This is a genomic window from Sinobacterium norvegicum, from assembly GCF_923077115.1.
In the GTDB taxonomy this organism is placed as follows: domain Bacteria; phylum Pseudomonadota; class Gammaproteobacteria; order Pseudomonadales; family Sinobacteriaceae; genus Sinobacterium; species Sinobacterium norvegicum.
On record NZ_CAKLPX010000001.1, the window covers coordinates 1,148,896 to 1,165,992 of the forward strand.

Annotated in this window: 12 protein-coding genes; 4 read left to right on the plus strand and 8 right to left on the minus strand. The window is 48.5% G+C overall.

Going from position 1 to position 17,097, the window contains the following annotated elements; all coding sequences use genetic code 11:
* The first annotated feature begins 267 nt into the window (after positions 1–267).
* The 4 genes from L9P87_RS05065 (at position 268) to L9P87_RS05080 (ending at position 4,181) form a co-directional block, all read left to right on the plus strand.
* The gene (locus L9P87_RS05065; RefSeq protein ID WP_237443583.1) at positions 268–1,302 is read left to right on the plus strand and encodes a LacI family DNA-binding transcriptional regulator; all 1,035 of its coding nucleotides are present in this window, start codon (positions 268–270) and stop codon (positions 1,300–1,302) included.
* 245 nt (positions 1,303–1,547) lie between these two features.
* Complete coding sequence (locus L9P87_RS05070) at positions 1,548–2,618, plus strand: SIS domain-containing protein (RefSeq protein ID WP_237443584.1); 1,071 nt, start codon at positions 1,548–1,550, stop codon at positions 2,616–2,618.
* Positions 2,618–3,760, plus strand: a complete 1,143-nt coding sequence (gene nagA / locus L9P87_RS05075) for an N-acetylglucosamine-6-phosphate deacetylase (RefSeq protein WP_237443585.1) — start codon at positions 2,618–2,620, stop codon at positions 3,758–3,760. The genes L9P87_RS05070 and nagA overlap by 1 nt, the downstream gene beginning before the upstream one ends.
* Positions 3,761–3,899: 139 nt before the next feature.
* Positions 3,900–4,181 (plus strand): hypothetical protein, encoded by a 282-nt coding sequence (locus tag L9P87_RS05080; RefSeq protein WP_237443586.1) that lies wholly within the window; start codon positions 3,900–3,902, stop codon positions 4,179–4,181.
* Positions 4,182–4,224: 43 nt separating this feature from the next.
* On the opposite strand, the gene L9P87_RS05085 is transcribed toward L9P87_RS05080, so the two are convergent.
* From L9P87_RS05085 to L9P87_RS05120, 8 genes are all read right to left on the minus strand, one after another.
* On the minus strand, positions 4,225–5,295 hold the full coding sequence (locus tag L9P87_RS05085) for an acyltransferase family protein (RefSeq protein ID WP_237443587.1): 1,071 nt from the start codon (positions 5,293–5,295) through the stop codon (positions 4,225–4,227).
* Between the two features lie 12 nt (positions 5,296–5,307).
* Entirely contained in the window at positions 5,308–6,999 is a 1,692-nt protein-coding gene (locus tag L9P87_RS05090; protein ID WP_237443588.1) for a sodium:solute symporter family protein, read from the minus strand.
* Positions 7,000–7,015: 16 nt separating this feature from the next.
* A complete protein-coding gene (locus tag L9P87_RS05095; protein WP_237443589.1) occupies positions 7,016–8,851 on the minus strand; it encodes a sodium:solute symporter family protein in 1,836 nt (611 codons plus the stop codon).
* Between the two features lie 68 nt (positions 8,852–8,919).
* The gene (locus L9P87_RS05100; RefSeq protein WP_237443590.1) at positions 8,920–11,268 is read right to left on the minus strand and encodes a beta-N-acetylhexosaminidase; all 2,349 of its coding nucleotides are present in this window, start codon (positions 11,266–11,268) and stop codon (positions 8,920–8,922) included.
* Positions 11,269–11,293: 25 nt separating this feature from the next.
* A complete protein-coding gene (gene nagK, locus L9P87_RS05105) occupies positions 11,294–12,211 on the minus strand; it encodes an N-acetylglucosamine kinase (RefSeq protein WP_237443591.1) in 918 nt (305 codons plus the stop codon).
* Positions 12,212–12,507: 296 nt separating this feature from the next.
* Positions 12,508–15,096, minus strand: a complete 2,589-nt coding sequence (locus L9P87_RS05110; RefSeq protein ID WP_237443592.1) for a TonB-dependent receptor — start codon at positions 15,094–15,096, stop codon at positions 12,508–12,510.
* A gap of 365 nt (positions 15,097–15,461) precedes the next feature.
* Positions 15,462–16,349, minus strand: a complete 888-nt coding sequence (yihG, locus tag L9P87_RS05115) for a 1-acylglycerol-3-phosphate O-acyltransferase, YihG family (protein ID WP_237443593.1) — start codon at positions 16,347–16,349, stop codon at positions 15,462–15,464.
* A 124-nt stretch (positions 16,350–16,473) separates the two neighbouring features.
* A complete protein-coding gene (locus L9P87_RS05120; RefSeq protein ID WP_237443594.1) occupies positions 16,474–17,046 on the minus strand; it encodes a heme-binding beta-barrel domain-containing protein in 573 nt (190 codons plus the stop codon).
* Positions 17,047–17,097 lie beyond the last annotated feature (51 nt).

The following is a 17,097-nucleotide window of genomic DNA, read 5'->3' on the forward strand; positions in this document are numbered from 1 at the left end:
GACTCGACGAATAAAAACGCCAAAGCCAATTGAATAACCGCTTTTGATGCGATTAACCCTAACAATAATCAAAAATGACAACGCTGTCAATTGAGTAATTCGGGGTTTTAAATCATTTGTCGCTATTTTTATAACCAAAGCTTAGGTTAAGCTCCGGCTGTATGTTAATTTGATCGGTTTATAGAGACCCTGCTATTATGGCAGGAGATTGCCGGCGTGCTAGACGGCAAGATGACAACGGCAAATGACAGTAGATAAAGGAATCTTATGAAGGCTACCATCAATGATGTAGCGGCCCTGGCTGGGGTATCGATCAAAACCGTCTCTCGCGTAATTAATCGCGAACCTACTGTCCGAAAAACAACCGCCGACAAGGTGTGGTCTGCCGCCAAAGAGCTGCATTACCAGCCTAACTTAGCCGCCAGAAATCTCGCCGGCACCAAGTCATACTCTATTGGCTTTATTTACGACAACCCCAACGCCTATTATGTTATCGACATGCAAAACGGCATTTTGGATGAGTGCAAGAGCAATGGCTACGACTTAATCATCCACCCCTGTAATGCACATTCAGCCACCATTATTGATGAACTGACCGAAATGGTTAGAGCGTCAAGAGTTGCCGGCTTAGTATTAACACCGCCGTTTTCCGAGTCCGCCGATGTCATCACCGCCTTGGAAAAACTCGATATCCAGTTAGTCCGTATTATTTCTGGCAAGGCCAAGACTCATGGCCATATCCCCCACATCTCAATCAACGATGCCGAGGCTGCAAACTCGATCACCGAGCATATGATCAAGCTGGGGCATAAAGACATTGCTTTTATTTCCGGTGACAAGGATCACAAATCGACAAACGAGCGCTTTAAAGGCTATAAATCCGCCCTCAAAAATGCCGCCATCCACTATCAAAAAGATTTTGTTATCACCGGCAATTACTCGTTTGAATCCGGTGTCGATGGCGCCAAAAAATTACTCGCAGGCAGCCACAAACCGACGGCCATTTTTGCCTGTAATGATGAAATTGCAGCCGGCGCATTATTTGCCGCCCGCCTGATGGGGGTAGAAGTCCCCGAGCAGTTATCAATTGCCGGCTTCGAAGACAGCCCGTTCTCTCGTCAAACCTGGCCCAAGCTGACCACGGCACAACAGCCCAATAATGAAATTGCTCAACATGCCACTGCCATGCTAATTAAACAGCTTCGCAGCAAGCGGGCTGCCGATGATGATAATATCGAGGCCAGCCAATCCTTCGAACCAAAAATAGTGGTTCGAGACTCAACCTGCCAGCAGATGGCATAGCCTTGCATTCTCCGCTGCAACTACAGCCACTGTCTTTTAGCAAGCTTTAATGCAGCGTTAAAACGCTGCTGCCCTTACAATTCCAGCACCCTAGCGCACAATAATTTCCCCCTTACGCTTTACAAGCCTGACAAAATACACCAAAATGACAGCGCTATCATTTTTAATGGTATGGCTTCAGAAAACGTAATGACAGTGAAGCTATACTTTCTTTGCAATATTTTGGCTCTATGGAAGTTATTGTTATGTCAGCAAGCAATGTCAACGCAAACGGTAATACTGCACTACAGGCAGAAGACACCCTCATGTTTAAAGAGGCCGCTTCTGCAGCCGATGTTGTTCGCGGTCAATTAGCCAACAACCAAGCCGTTATTGAAGCCGCAGTAGAAAAACTAAATCAACTGCAACCCCGCGCCATTGTCACCTGCGCCCGCGGCAGCTCCGATCACGCCGCTACTTATGGTAAGTATGTCTTTGAGTCGCAGCTGGGTATTCTCACCTCATCTGCCTCACCATCGATCAGCTCGGTCTATGGCTCCAAGCAAAAGCTTGAGGGCGTGCTCTATCTTGCTATTTCACAATCCGGTGCCAGCCCTGATCTGCTCCACAATGTCGACCAGGCACGCGCCAATGGCGCCACTATTATGGCCATGGTCAACGTTGCAGACTCACCACTGGCTCAGAAGGCCGATATTCTCATTCCACTGCACGCCGGCCCCGAATTAAGTGTTGCCGCGACTAAAACCTATATCGCCACCCTCAGCGCCATTATGCATTTGGCCTCTGTCTGGTCGGGTAATCAGGCACTGCAAGATCACCTTTTAGAGCTGCCAACTCAGCTCGAAAAAGCCTGGGCTCTCGATTGGACACCCGCTCTACCCAGCCTGCAAGATGCTAACAACCTGTTCGTCATCAGCCGCGGTTTTGGTTACGGCATCGCACAGGAAGCCGCGCTCAAGTTCAAAGAGACCTGTGGCCTACACGCCGAGTCTTTCAGCTCCGCAGAAGTTAAGCACGGACCCATGGCTATCGTAAAAGAAGGGTTTCCAGTACTCATGATGTCACAGGAAGATGAAACCCAATCGGGCATGCACGACCTGGTTGAAGACTTTCTCAGCCGTGGCAGCAAGCTGCACATTGCCGCCAAGGGCGAGGCTGCTCCTTGGCGCCTGCCGGTCGTCGGTGATTACCACCCCGCTATCGAGCCTATTTTACTGGTACAAAGTTTCTACAAGCTGGTTAATAAACTGTCTGTACTGCGTGGTTACAACCCCGATCAACCTCCTCACCTTAACAAGGTTACGGAGACCATGTAATGAGCAAAGCCTTTATCAACGGTGATATTTTCACCGGCGAAGAAGTTCTTTCTGGCTATACCCTGTATACCGATGGCGATACGATTACCGATGTTTCACCGGAATCGCCCTGCCACTCTTACGATGGCGAGATTATCGACTGCGCCGGCAAGACTTTGGCGCCGGGGTTTATCGATATCCAGGTAAACGGGGGCGGCGGCGTGCTGTTTAATGACCAGACCAACGCCGACGGCATTGAGGCCATTGTTAAGGCCCATCAACGCTTCGGCACCGTCGCCATGCTACCGACTCTGATCAGCGATAGTCATGAGAAAATACAGGCGGCGATTACCGCCACCGACGAGGCCATTGCAGAGAAAATCCCTGGTGTTTTAGGCGTGCATTTAGAAGGGCCGTTTTTAAACCCAGAGCGTAAAGGTGTGCACAACCCTGAGTATTTTTCTGCCCTGGAAAATGATTTCGTACCGATGCTAAGCGCACTGAAGACGGGCGCAACTCTGGTCACCATGGCACCAGAACAATCGCAGCCTGAGATAGTCAAACAGCTCAGCAATAACGGTGTTCTCGTCTTTGCTGGCCACACGGGCGCGAGTTATCAACAGACTAAAGTCGCTTTAAATAATGGCTTAAAAGGCTTTACGCATTTATTTAATGCCATGACACCGATGCTAAGCCGCGAGCCCGGCGTAGTCGGGGCGGCTCTCGAAGATACTCATAGCTGGTGCGGTATTATTGTCGACGGCTATCATGTTGATAACGCCAGCTTAAAGGTGGCCATTGCCGCCAAAGCAACGGGTAAAATGGTGCTGGTGACTGATGCCATGCCAACAGTGGGCGCCGAGGACAAACGCTTTGTGCTCAACGGTGAAGAGATTGTCGCCAAAAACGGCCGCTGTGCCACTGCGGCGGACACCTTGGCCGGCTCTGATCTCGATATGATTTCGGCGGTCAACAACACCGTTAAATGGCTCGATGTCGATTGGCAGGAAGCCATTCGCATGGCCAGTACTTACCCGGCTCAATGTCTCGGCGTCGACCACCACTATGGTTTTCTGGCGCAGGGCTATAAGGCATCATTTGTCGTGCTCGACCAACAGCTCAACCTCGACAGCGTATGGGTAGAAGCCAGCCGCATCGATTAATCAGTGAAAAATTCCATCCCACGACAGTGTTTCTCGTTTAGGGTGGCTGGGTAACTACCAGCCACCCCTTTTTTTATCCGCTTTGCTTCTACAGTCCAGTCGCGTCATAATCTGCACTTAATGATTACAGGGGTATTTTATGCAGGTGATACAACACTTTGGCGTCGACTTTATACGCCTCTCCAAACTGCTAACCACGGCAGAGCTACTGGCTATTGCCGAGGCAACACACTGCCAGGATTTTGCCTACATCCATTTTGAAAACCCGAAGAAAAAGAAGTTTTACCACAATCATAACTCGCTGCTTCGCGCGATCCGCAATCTGTATCATCAAGAAAAGTTGGCTCGACCAACCATTGTCAGCCAGTTAGTGGCACGACAAGAGAGCCTGAAAGAGAGAGTCAAAAAAGCGAAAAAGTAGCACCCAAAGGCTGCGAGAATACAGCCCTACAAGGGTGACACGACTAAACCTTGATAAAGATTTTTTTCCGATAAAGCTGCCAAGCCAGCAGTGAAAACAGCAGAATATGTGCGACGGCGAATGCCAGTGACGCCAGATAAACATCGCCTATCGGTGTTACGAAAGCTTGATAGATAAAGTCATAGGCTGGCTGACCGGCAATACTGAACTTATAATAAGTCGCCGTCCAGGCCCACGAAACCACATACAAAATTAACGCGTTGGCGCCAAACCAGACAAAGCAACGCCCCCAGGCCTGCTTGCCATAAATATCGACAATAAGCACTAAAACCGCCAAGACCAGCACCGCCCAAGCGCCTGTTACCAGGACATAGCTTGCTGTCCACAGGCTTTTATTGATCGGTAACCACAGGCTAAGTACATACCCTGCCAGCATCAGCCCAAGCGCAGCCATTGTTAATGTCTTTACCGCTTGTTGACGGTTTTTTTCGGCACTGAGATAAGCCGTCGCCTCATACCCCAGCAACACCGTGACCACACAGGGAATGGTACTTAACAAACCCTCTGGGTCGAAGGCAATACCATCGATGGACCACATATGAGCAGCGCCGAGCAACTGGCGATCAATCACGCCGACAACATTGGCGGCCAGACCAAAGGGCTCGTCGACAGAGAATAGTAACAGTGTATATACAGCCAATATAACAATACTGATCAGTACACGCTGGCGCCGCCGACAACTGAGCACTATCAACCCAGCGATAAAGTAGGCGATACCAATACGCTGTAACACTCCCATCAGCCGCAGGTTTTCCCAACTGAAATTAGCTGCATAGAAATGCAACGCCAAACCGAGAAAAAATATTTTAAGACTGCGACTGCTTAAGCGCTGAAATTTTACCGGGTAAGCACTACGATCTCGACCCAGTGACAGGCTCATGGCAGAGCCGACAATAAATAGAAAAAACGGAAATATTAAATCTGTAGGCGTATAACCATGCCATTCGGCATGAGCCAATGGCGGATAGATATATTGCCAAGAGCCCGGGGTGTTCACCAAGATCATGGCGACAACCGTCATGCCCCGCATGATATCAATTGAAAGGTAACGCATAACTTTCTCTATTTAAGTTCTTTTGAAAAACATGATGAAACCCGGCAGGGCAACGGCGACCACCATGATCAGCGCAGCCATAGTATATAAACCCATCAGCAGATAGCCGGTGGTGAAAAGTACACCGTAAATAAACAACAACGACAGCAAAGTCATCATGAGTCCGTGTTGAATCTCAGGTTTCTTGGAGTTTATTTTGGTTTGAAAGCTTGCCAAACACTGCGGTTCACAGGCTGGAGTTAACAGCGTCACCAACACCCAAATAGCAGTGGAAAAAGCCACGGTTAATAATAATTTCTGCCAATCCAGCAGCGCCTCAAAAGGACCAAACTGTAGAATCATGGTAATCACAAACGAGGCGATCATCGCTGCTAATTCGCTGTAGGCATTAATACGCAACCAAAACCAGCGCATCATAAATAACAGACCGGTACCTGCACCGATAGACAATAGTATTTGAAAGGCCTGCATTGCGCTCTCTAAAAACAACGCAATAATGCCGGCGGCAATCATCAGCAACACACTACTGATTCGGCCGATCAGAACCTGCCGGTGGCTATTCGCCTCAGGGTTGACAAAACGTAGGTAGAAGTCATTCACCACATAGGATGCCCCCCAGTTTAAACTGGTTGATATTGTGGATATATAAGCGGCAACAATAGAAGCGACTACCAGCCCTAGAATACCGGCAGGCAAGAAGGACAGCATGGCTGAGTACGCTAAATCCTGCTGCACCAAATGCTCCGGCACATGGGGGAAGGCCACCCTTAAACTCTCCAGGTCAGGAAAGACCAATAACGATGCCATCGCCACCAAAATCCAAGGCCAGGGTCTGACGGCATAATGGCATAAATTGAAAAATGCCGAGGCAGCCACCGCATGACGTTCATTTTTGGCCGCCAGCATGCGTTGGGCAATATAACCACCGCCGCCAGGCTCGGATCCGGGGTACCAGACACTCCACCACTGCAAAACCAAGGGAATTAATAGCAGTGGCACATACTGATTAGGGTCGCTAAAATCCGGTAAAAAATGCCATTTTTCACTGAGTTCAGGGGCGCTGACCAATGCCTGAAGCCCCCCTACCTGCGGATGATTGACGGCAAAGTATGCAGCAATCATCGCCCCAGCCATGGCGAGAAAAAACAGCAGTGCATCGGTTAAGAGTACCGCCAAAAAGCCACCAACGGTTGAGAACACAACCGCAAATAAGCCAGCGATAACCACCACAACAATGGCATCGACCCCAAGCAACACCGTGCCGATCTTAATCGCGGCCAGCGTGACACTGGCCATAATCATCACATTGAAGAAGACACCGAGGTAGATTGCCCTAAAACCCCGCAGTAACTTTGCGATTTTACCGGAATAGCGCACCTCATAAAACTCAACATCGGTCACCACACCTAAGCGCCGCCATAACTTGGCGTAGATGAACGTGGTTAACAGACCGGTGATTAGAAAGCTCCACCACAGCCAGTTACCGGCAATACCGTACTGCCTTACCAGGCCGGTGACCAAGTTAGGCGTATCGGCTGCAAAGGTTGTTGCCACCATCGACAGCCCTAACAACCACCAGGGCATATTGCGACCGGCAAGGAAAAAGCCCTCTTTATCATCACTGTTTTTCTTGGCAGCATAAAAACCGCCAAACAATATGACAACCAACACCGCCGCCACGATTAACCAATCGATTATTATCATTCTTTCGCCTTTTTTCTTAGTCTTCTAAGCGATCCCACCAGAACTTTTTCAACAACAACGTACAGAAAGCAAAGACGGCGATACTGATAGTTAGGCTGCTGTAACTGCGGATGACGAGGAACATAGGAATAACGACCAGCGTCATCTGCCAGGCAATACCAACAAATATGTTAAACATATCGCGACCGAAATCATTGTTCTTTTTGAAGCTTGGATCTTCGGCTATCACCTTGTCATGGATTGGCCCCCAGAAACCCCAGGGGCGCGTCTGCTTATAGAAGTTTTTCAACACCTCTTCATCGTCGGGTGCGGTTAATAAACAGCCTAATAATGACCCGATTAAAGCGAAGGCGAATAGAATGGGGAATTGTTCGATGGCCAGTAACTCGAGGTCTAAGGCTGACATCAACCCTGGCATCAAGGCAACACCCAGCATGCCAGAGGCCATACCGAAGAAGAAACCATAGCCATTAAAGCGCCACCAGATCCACTTAAAGACGTTTGAGGCGACGTAACTGCCATAGAGCAGACCAACAATCCAGTCAGTACGTGCCTGAATATTGCCACCAACCAGGCCAAAGGCAATACCGATCAGCACAAGGGCACCGGTGACGTAGTAGCTCAAACGCACATAGCGCTTATCCGGCGCCGCATCATTAATATATTTACGATAGATATCGTTCACTACATAGGCAGAGCCGGCGTTAATAAAGGCGGCGAAGGTCGACATAAAGGCTGCTAACAAACCAGCCAACAACAAGCCCTTGAAGCCTGGGCCGACATATTCACTGATGGCAAAGGGAAGTACTCGTTCAAAATCGAGTCGGCCATCGGACATCACCAATTGGTCGGCATCCATATATACCAAGGCCAACACCGTAATACCGGCAATCATAAAATAGCGTGGGAAAGACAGTACCATTGGAGTTAGGCCAAACATCTTAGCCGCCTCACTGGGCGATTTAGTACCTAATATACGCTGCATATCATAGCTAGGAACGGGGCCGGCGAGGCTGGCAAATACCCCTTTAAAAAGCATCAACATGAACAAAAAACCGAACATTTCATAGCCATCATCACTGATACGCTGATCGGCCGCCGGCAGTTTATCACTCCAGTCGAGACCGATTTCCCAGCCAAACCATAGGCTATCCCAGCCCAGTGGTACCGCCGCTTGAATCTGGTCGGCGCTGGTAGAGAAAAAGGCGATAAAGCCGACAATAAGACAGGCTACTGTCATGATTAAGAATTGAATAACTTCGGTGCCAACGACACTATAAAAACCACCCTTGAGGGTATACAGCGTTGTCAGTGCGATAATAATAAGCGCATAACTATCTTCGTTACTGAGGGTAAAACCGGCGATGGTTACCGATAAGTCCCAGGGCAGAAACTCTGTTGAAAATTTGCCAATACCCTCGACAAAGTAAGCCATAAATGCAATCACAATAACGATGGCAAAGACGACCGTGGCGATGTGCGAAATCTTACCACCCAGGCCATCTCCAAAACGGAAGGTTATCCATTCGGCACCAGTGAGCACATTCGATCGGCGCATCCAAATAGCCAGGAAGACCATCATAAATATCTGATTCCACACCGGCCATAACCACGGTATCCAAGCACTTTTAATGCCGTAAACAAACAGCCAGGCTACGGCAATCATAGTACCAGAAACATCAAACATACCTGAAGCGTTAGACAAGCCGAGGTAGTACCAAGGAATATCATTGCCCGCTAAAAAATAACTTTGCATATTGCGGGTGGCGAGCTTTGATAACCACAGACCCACGCCTACGGTGATTAACAAAAACACCCCGATGATGACTAAATCAATTGTTGCCAGCTTCATAATTTGACCACTTTATTATTGTTTGCTGTGTATTGAATACGTGTATTTTTTTGTAACGCAAGACTGAATCAGTGAACCACGATTTCATCTATATGGATGGTCATCGGGATCTCACGCTTATCTTCAGCACTGAAATCGATATTGTCGTTCTCTGCCCGCACACGAATATAACGTGTTTTCAAAGCATCCCATGATAAGGTTGCGACCTTATCCAGCGCATCGATTTCCGCCTGGTCGAGCACGGCTATCGACTGCCACTGCTGCTGATCATCAGAAATTAATATTTCAATATTTGTTGGTTTATAAAGTCTGCGATGCGACCCCGCATCGAAGCCTAGCCGCGCTGTTGATATCAGTGTTGACTGTCCAAGATCGATGACTGCGTCCATACCCTTGCTATCAAAGCCGCCCCACTCGTGATACTGAAAAATGCGATCTGTCGACAGCATACCATTGACCAGCAACTGACCCTCTAGTGGGTTGCCTGTTACCTCAGGGTTATGTAAATAGCTGACCGGTTTTAACATCGCCTTGTGCGGTTCTACGGTAATGATCTCATGACCATAGTGCTTGGCCTCTTCCGGGTGACGAGCGTTTTTATCGACACCGGTGGCATGTAGCGTTGTCTTCTCTGATACGGTAATTGGTTGCTGATAACGTTTAAAGCCTGAGTCATCCGTCCAATAGTAGATATCATGATGCGGGCTATCGATCGATAACGACAGGGTAATCGTGCCGTCCATATTAGCCTGCATGCTGGCAGCCGGCTTAAATCGAGCCTGTGAAATATGATATTTTCGGTTCTCTAAACGCTGCAAAAATCGTGGCAGCCGACGACTAAAATCATCCCATGACTTGTTCTCTGCCTGGCTCCACATTGCCTCAGCCAAGGCCGTCATCCGCGGCAGTACCGCCAGTTCAACAGCCTCTTCAGTGGGTAAATATTCTGTCCAGACATTACCCTGACCGCCGAGGATAAAGCTCGCCTCTTCGTCAGTGAGCTCGGCCGGTGTCAGATCAAACTGATAGACCTTGCTCAGTGGGGTATAGCCGTGAATTGCCTGCGGGGTATCGAGAGAGGTCGACTGATAAAAATCAAAGTAGACATGGCTGACCGGGGTCATGATCACATCGTGCCCCGCCTTGGCTGCAGTGATGCCTCCGGCCATGCCCTGCCAGGACATAATAGTGGTAGAACGATCAACATCGCCTTCTAACACTTCATCCCAACCGATAATTTTTTTATCGTACTTTGCCGCTGTAATAGCTATTCGCTTAACAAAATAACCCTGAATCTGCCGTAGGTTTGCTAATTTTTCATCCTGCATTAACTGCTGACAAGCCGGGCAATCTCGCCAGTGATCGGTTTTTACTTCGTCACCGCCAATATGTAGATATTCACCGGGAAACAAGCCGGCAACCTCTTCCACAATAGTATCGACCATGGCCATGGTTGCCTCTGTCGGGCACAGCACATCAACAAAAATACCAAAGCGTGTCTGCACCTTATAATCTTTCTTGAGGCAACCAAACTCCGGGTATGCCTCGAGCAGCGCAGAGGTATGGCCCGGCAGATCTATCTCCGGCACCACCATAATATTTTTTTGCTCAGCATAGGCCACAACGTCTCGAATTTGCTGCTGGGTATAAAAGCCGCCGTGGGGGATGCCATCGTAGTGAGGATTGCGGTCAGAGGTGTGACCAACAACGGTTTGGTCACGAAAGCCACCGATACTGGTCAGCTTAGGGTAAGCCTTTATTTCAATTCGCCAGCCCTGATCATCGGTTAGGTGCCAGTGAAATACGTTCATCTTGTGCAGCGCCAATAAATCCAAATAACGTTTTATAAATTCAACATCATAGAAATGGCGACTGACATCCAGCATCATGCCGCGCCAGCGGTAACGGGGCTGATCGGTAAGGGAAAGAAACGGCACGGCGACAGTCTGTTCCGAGCTGTTTACCGACAATTGGCGCAGACTCTGATAGGCGTAATAAAAGCCTGCCGCTGTCGACGCCTTGATATAAGCACCGGATTCATTGACACGGATACTGTAGGCCTCTGCCGCCATCGATTGATCGATGGCCACGGCAATCATGTTATCGCTGACTGCATCGTGCTGACTTTGGCGCAGCAGTAAGCCATGCTTAACCAGCAGCCACTCTCGTACTTCCTGCGGCAGCACCGCCAGTACATCGGTATTCGCCACCAAGGCTGTCTGACTGTTGAAATGAAAAAAACCATCGCCGAGAGTGATGGTTGATGGTGCCGGTATCAATGTATTATTTGAGTGAGTCATCGCTATTGTCTTGGTCGGTAAATACACCAGCAACATCGCAAACATAAGAGTCACTATCAACTGACTAACGTGCTGAACTGGCGATTTTTCGGCCTTACCTCGTCTGTGTGTTTTCATCGTAAAAAAATTCGCTGAGTCAATATTATGATATACGATTGTGACAAATTTCCGCTTCTTTTTTCGCGAAATAAACACCGCCAAATTCTGGCTGAGCAGCAGGATCAACTATCTTATCCTGCACATCGGCAGACAACAGTGGTCTTATTTTTTCAGCCACACCGCCGATCAAGGCCAAGGACTGCGGATTTTTTTCCAGTAAACGCTTGGCCAGGGCATCGATATAAGCGACACCGTCTTCAATAATGGCGCGAGCAACAGGGTCACCAGCATCGGCAGCATTAAACACCGCCGGTGCCAACTTGGCATAAACCGATGATGGCTTGGCCGCCGCCATCTCTACCAGCGAGATAATCTTGCCGTTAAGGCCATAAAATTCGTCAACCAAATCGGTCAGCAAGGTTTGCGGGCCGAGGCGGTCATGCGCTAAAAGAACCGATTTAATCGCCTGCAAGCCAATCCAAGCACCGCTGCCTTTATCGCCATAGGGGAAACCATGGCCGCCGTACATCGAGTTTTCATCGTTGACCGAGACAAAGCCACAGGAGCCGGTGCCGACAATAATCACTGCCCCATCTTGACCGTTATGCGCACCCAAGCAAGCAATATGAAGATCAGTGGTTAGGTGCATGGCTTTGAATGGATGGGCCCAGTTGCTCATCATGTCGTAATACGAGGGGACATTAACGCCGGCCAAACCGACACCGGCTACCAACTCACCCATCATCTCTGGTTTCAGGTGTGCAGCGGCCAGAGCCTTTAGTGTGGCATCTTGAATAGAGTAAACTGTTTGGTCGAAGCCATGAACAGGGTTTGCCGGGCCTGAAACACCTTCGCCTAGCATTTGGTTATCGGCGGTTAAAATACGTGCGCGACACTTGCTGCCGCCGCCATCGATACCAAGAAATAGCGTCTTATTATTATCAAAGGGCTGTTCAGCCATTATCAATCCCTCAGTCAATACCATCTCTATAACCACTTATTTATCGTTTAGTGATTTTCATTATAGGGACTAAGCAAACAAATGACAACGCTGTCATTGTGTTTTTTTGAATAAAAAAAGGCGGGGGAAACCACAGCGATAAGATTGAGTACAACGAGAGAAATCACTACCCGCCAAGGGGTGTTGGAGAAAACACTGAAGTTTAGAGTCCACCCGAGGGCGGACTTGCCAGTTATACCAACCTGGCGTCAAACACAATCGAGGAAGACGGTACTCCTCCTCGACTGCGTAAGCCTTTAGAAGCGAGCGTTAACACCCATGGTGTAATACGCTTCGCCTTGGTAGGTCCAAGTCGGATAGTTGTTCTTAAACTCAGGCTCTACAGCAGCGCTGTTAGGCGAGACACCGGTTTGAACACTGTCCTCTTCCAATACGTTGACCGCATCGAAGGTAATACCGATATTTTCAGTGACCTGATAGCCGAAGCTAAGATCCAGGGTGCCGAAGTCATCGTGCATACGGTTGCCGTAGAAGCCACTTTCACGAATCATATACTCTGAGCGCCAGTTATAGGCAGCACGGGCAGAGAAATCATTCATTTCATAGTAACCAACAAGGTTCACAGTATTTTCAGAGCTATCCGAGAACACACCAACTTCATCGACGAAGTTTTCTTTGTCGACATTAGAATCGGCATAGGTGTAGTTAGCCAAGACACCGAAACCATTGTCGAAGGCATGCTGAATCTGTAATTCAAGACCGGCAATCGTACCGCCGTCGCCGTTAACCTTCTGCGTTACGTTCCAGCTATCAAGACCGGTCACCGGATCTGTTACGCCAATGGCAACATCATCGGTAATGGTATAAGTGGTAAAGTTAGTAATATCCTTATAGAACAAAGTAGCCGACATCAGATTACCTGAGCCGTAATACCATTCGATGGCCAGATCAGCCTGATTCGCCTTGAATGGGTCTAGAGCGACATCACCCAGTTGCGCAGAGCGGATAGCAGTGTAGTTACCATCGGCATCCTCGTCTGTATTACCGAGGTTCGACAAGTTTTCGCGGGCAAACAAATCATCGTAGTTTGGACGCGCCATTACCTGAGCAACAGAACCACGAAGAATCGTATCCTCAGTCAAGTCATAGGCAATGTTAAAGCTTGGCAAGAACTCAGAATAGCTGGCACTATCAGTACTCTTATCGAAGGAGCGACCGGTGTTAATGCCATCAGGATCAACATAATTAACGTCTGTACCGTAGTAATCAGAAGATACATCAGTCGTGACATAACGGACACCGAAGTTACCGCGGATACGATCCATCTCGAAGGTAGCCATTACGTAGGCTGCAAGGTTTTCTTCTTCAACCGTACCGTAAGCCTGGCGATTATCAACATAGCGCGCCTGGTTTTCAGTATCGTTAATCATTGCACTGAGATCACCAGCAGGAATCTCGAAGTCATCCATACCGGCTTTAGAGGTGCCACTGAACAGATAGTTTGGATCCGCCGCAACAACAGCATTATCAAAAACGCCATTCTGCTTCTCTGCAACAACCTCGTGATCAGACCAACGCAAACCAGTCTTAATCGCACTAACCGGGCCAAACTCTACATCAAACTCAACGTCAGCCTGGAAATAAGTTTCCTCATCACTGTTTGGACCCTTTGTCGCTGCCCAGCCCGCCGATGCTAGACCAGGGTCTACAAAATCGTTAGCGGTATAGTTAGGGTTCGCTAGGTCCATCTTGATCTGGTCGCCAGTAGAATCATAGGTACCGTATACCTGCGACACATCACCGATCAAACCGCCATAGTTAGCCGTACTATCTGTACCACCTTCGGCTTTGGTATGACCCGCACGAGCAGTGGCCAAGAAGCTATCACCCTCATAGGCAAAGTCAAAATCGAAGGTTTCCGAGGTCATCGACGCCTTACGAGCAAAGGTCTGAGCCCAGGCTGGGTTGGCGTTCGGGTTAGCGGCATCGGTTGTTTCCAACACACACTGACCACCGGCATTCACCTGATCACAGTTGGCCGGATCGGCGCTACGGAAGATAAACAAACTGTTGTTGGTGTTATCCGCCTTCATATCAAGATTGATATAGTGCGCACCTAACTGAATACGATCGGTTGGACGCCACTGAGCCGCCAGATCAAACGCCTGCTGCTCACGCTCCTGCTCAAATGAGTTAACCGAGACCGAATCATTCCACGCTGTGTACGCCTCGTTACCGCGACGAATATAGTTGGTATCGTTGCGAGAATAACCGGCCAAAATACCGAAAGTTTCAGCATCGTTCTTCCAGCTGTACAAACCAGACACTGCCGGATCTGTTTCTTCAGAGATAGTACCGTAAGTAGCTTCTGCCGATAAGAAAACAGTATTCGCATCCAGATCTAACGGCTTGCGTGTCTTAACGTTAATCGTACCACCGATACCACCTTCGACCAGATCGGCCTGTGAAGATTTATACACATCCATACCGGCAATCATTTCAGGCGGCAACAATGAGTAGTTAAAGCTACGGTCAATGGCCTGTTGATCATACCAGCCGGTAGATGCCACGTTTTGTCCGTTAAGCGTCGTCAATGTTAGCTGGTTAGAGGCACCACGAATAGACACCTGTTGACCTTGACCAAACTGGCGATTAACAGAAATACCTGGCACGCGTGCCAAGGCCTCTGCAACATCGCTGTCGGGGAATTTACCGATATCTTCGGCACTGACCGCATCAACAACAGCATCTGAATTACGCTTAGTCGCCACAGCATTGGCTAAACCACCGCGAATACCGGTAACAACAACCTCTTCCAAGGCTCCTGATTCTTCAGCCGCAGCCTCTGCACCTGTCTGCGCCATTACACCACTGGTCATAGACATGAGTGCGCACATGGCAACTGATTTTGATAACAATCCATGGCGGTTCACGATGCGAACCATACTTCTTATTTTATTAGACACGACAAGCCCCTGTTTTGTCTGATTTTTTTGTTTTAGGTAGCGGTGTCGCCTACCACTTTTGCAACCGAGATTGCGCCCTTAAAATGACACCGCTGTCATAAAAACTTAACAAATTTCTGACAGCGCTGTCAAACTTATCCGTAAAAATACCTAGAAGAAAAAATAAGCGACTGTTTTGCATGACTTTTTAAAAAACCGTATATCATGCTTTTATTATTTTTTTTTACTTTGATATAAAAAAAGGAGCCAAGGCTCCCTTACTCATTCACACACTAACACATTGACTAAAGCTCTGAGGATAGCTCACCGATACGCTTATCCTTATCCTGCCAGGTTTGATTCAACCACTGCTGAAATTGAACCCGGAACTGCTTGTCATTACCGTAATCCCCCTCACACAACCAAGCCGGTATTTCACGCTCAGTGATATCGACAATGACTCGGTCCACGCGTCCACACATTAAGTCGACAAACGTGGGAGTGTCGCCCTCGGGGTAGACCAGGGTCACATCGAGAATAGCGCTAAACTGCCCACCCATGGCCGACAACACAAAGGCCACGCCACCTGATTTTGGCTTTAATAAATGCTGATACGGGGATTGACTGGCCAGCTTTTTTTGCTCTGTACAACGGGTGCCCTCGACAAAGTTCATCACCGACACCGGTATTTTTTGAAACTTATCACAGGCCTGACGAGTCAATTCCATATCCTTACCCTTGAGGTGAGGGTTTTTCTTCAAAAAGTCTTTGCTGTAGCGGCGAACAAAGGGGTAATCCAGCGCCCACCATGCCATGCCAAGTAGCGGCACCCAAATAAGCTCGCGCTTCAAAAAAAATTTAAAAAAGGGAATTTTACGAGTAAAGGTTTGCAGCAAGGCCGGAATATCGACCCAGGACTGATGGTTCGCTAACACCAAATATGAGCGGTGTTGATCGACATTCTCCAGCCCCCGAATGTCCCACACCGTGGGCGTCGTCATGGCAAAGATTGCCTTATTGACCATCGACCAAGTTTCAGCAATCCAAGTCAACACACCGGTACAACCTTGCTGGAAAGGAGCAATGGGGACGACAACCTTGACCAGCGACACACACATCAGCGGCAAGACAAAACAAACGGTATTAATCGCCAAAAGAATAAAAGTAAGCCAGCCTGTGAGTAATGCCTTCATGAAACATCCAATTTATAGTCTGCGTGACCGACACTGCGGTCAATCGCTAATTCATCATTTTACAATTTTTTTTCATACATAAAAAAGCCACATTTAAGTGGCTTCTATCAACACGCGTCTGTTATCACACCCGTGTTAAGCGATTACGATCGGTATGATCATATTCCTTATCATAGATACTCAGCATCGTTGACTCGCTGTACACCAACTTATCACCTTCGACGGTAATATGGTGGGTAAACGCCGTGGTCTTGGCGTTTTGTTCCATAAATGGCTGCTGCAATATACCGAAGTCAAGCGCGCCAGCGGTGGCAGTGACATCGATCACCACATTGGCAGCATCATACTCGGTCACTTTACCGCCAGCTAATAATACCACACCGCGTGGAATAGACAGCGACTGCATGACGGTATCGGTATCGGGGTCCCACATTAAATAGCCGGTCTCATTGTGGAAAACCTCATCGTTAGACTTGCGACTAACAACTTGATGGTAACGCAACACTGACAGCGTTTGCTTCTTGGCATTGGTCACATCACCAATCGCCTCATAAGTAATTGTTTCGTAATAGAGGTTTTTCTCTTCGTCGTCACCGGGTTCGGGCGCCTTATCGACCCCTTTATCACCAGCCCAATTACCCACTAAAGCAGCCAAAGGCCCGTAGTTGACGCCATCAATAGTTGTTGCTTCGCTCATTACTCTCTCCCTTATTTAGCCCTTAACGGTGTCGCTTCGTACGCAACACTC

Excerpts from the sequence above, each read along its gene's own strand:
- L9P87_RS05065 (WP_237443583.1), top strand. The coding sequence starts at position 268 with ATGAAGGCTACCATCAATGATGTAGCGGCCCTGGCTGGGGTATCGATC.
- L9P87_RS05070 (WP_237443584.1), top strand. The coding sequence starts at position 1,548 with ATGTCAGCAAGCAATGTCAACGCAAACGGTAATACTGCACTACAGGCA.
- nagA (WP_237443585.1), top strand. The coding sequence starts at position 2,618 with ATGAGCAAAGCCTTTATCAACGGTGATATTTTCACCGGCGAAGAAGTT.
- L9P87_RS05080 (WP_237443586.1), top strand. The coding sequence starts at position 3,900 with ATGCAGGTGATACAACACTTTGGCGTCGACTTTATACGCCTCTCCAAA.
- L9P87_RS05085 (WP_237443587.1), bottom strand. The coding sequence starts at position 5,295 with ATGCGTTACCTTTCAATTGATATCATGCGGGGCATGACGGTTGTCGCC.
- L9P87_RS05090 (WP_237443588.1), bottom strand. The coding sequence starts at position 6,999 with ATGATAATAATCGATTGGTTAATCGTGGCGGCGGTGTTGGTTGTCATA.
- L9P87_RS05095 (WP_237443589.1), bottom strand. The coding sequence starts at position 8,851 with ATGAAGCTGGCAACAATTGATTTAGTCATCATCGGGGTGTTTTTGTTA.
- L9P87_RS05100 (WP_237443590.1), bottom strand. The coding sequence starts at position 11,268 with ATGAAAACACACAGACGAGGTAAGGCCGAAAAATCGCCAGTTCAGCAC.
- nagK (WP_237443591.1), bottom strand. The coding sequence starts at position 12,211 with ATGGCTGAACAGCCCTTTGATAATAATAAGACGCTATTTCTTGGTATC.
- L9P87_RS05110 (WP_237443592.1), bottom strand. The coding sequence starts at position 15,096 with ATGTCTATGACCAGTGGTGTAATGGCGCAGACAGGTGCAGAGGCTGCG.
- yihG (WP_237443593.1), bottom strand. The coding sequence starts at position 16,349 with ATGAAGGCATTACTCACAGGCTGGCTTACTTTTATTCTTTTGGCGATT.
- L9P87_RS05120 (WP_237443594.1), bottom strand. The coding sequence starts at position 17,046 with ATGAGCGAAGCAACAACTATTGATGGCGTCAACTACGGGCCTTTGGCT.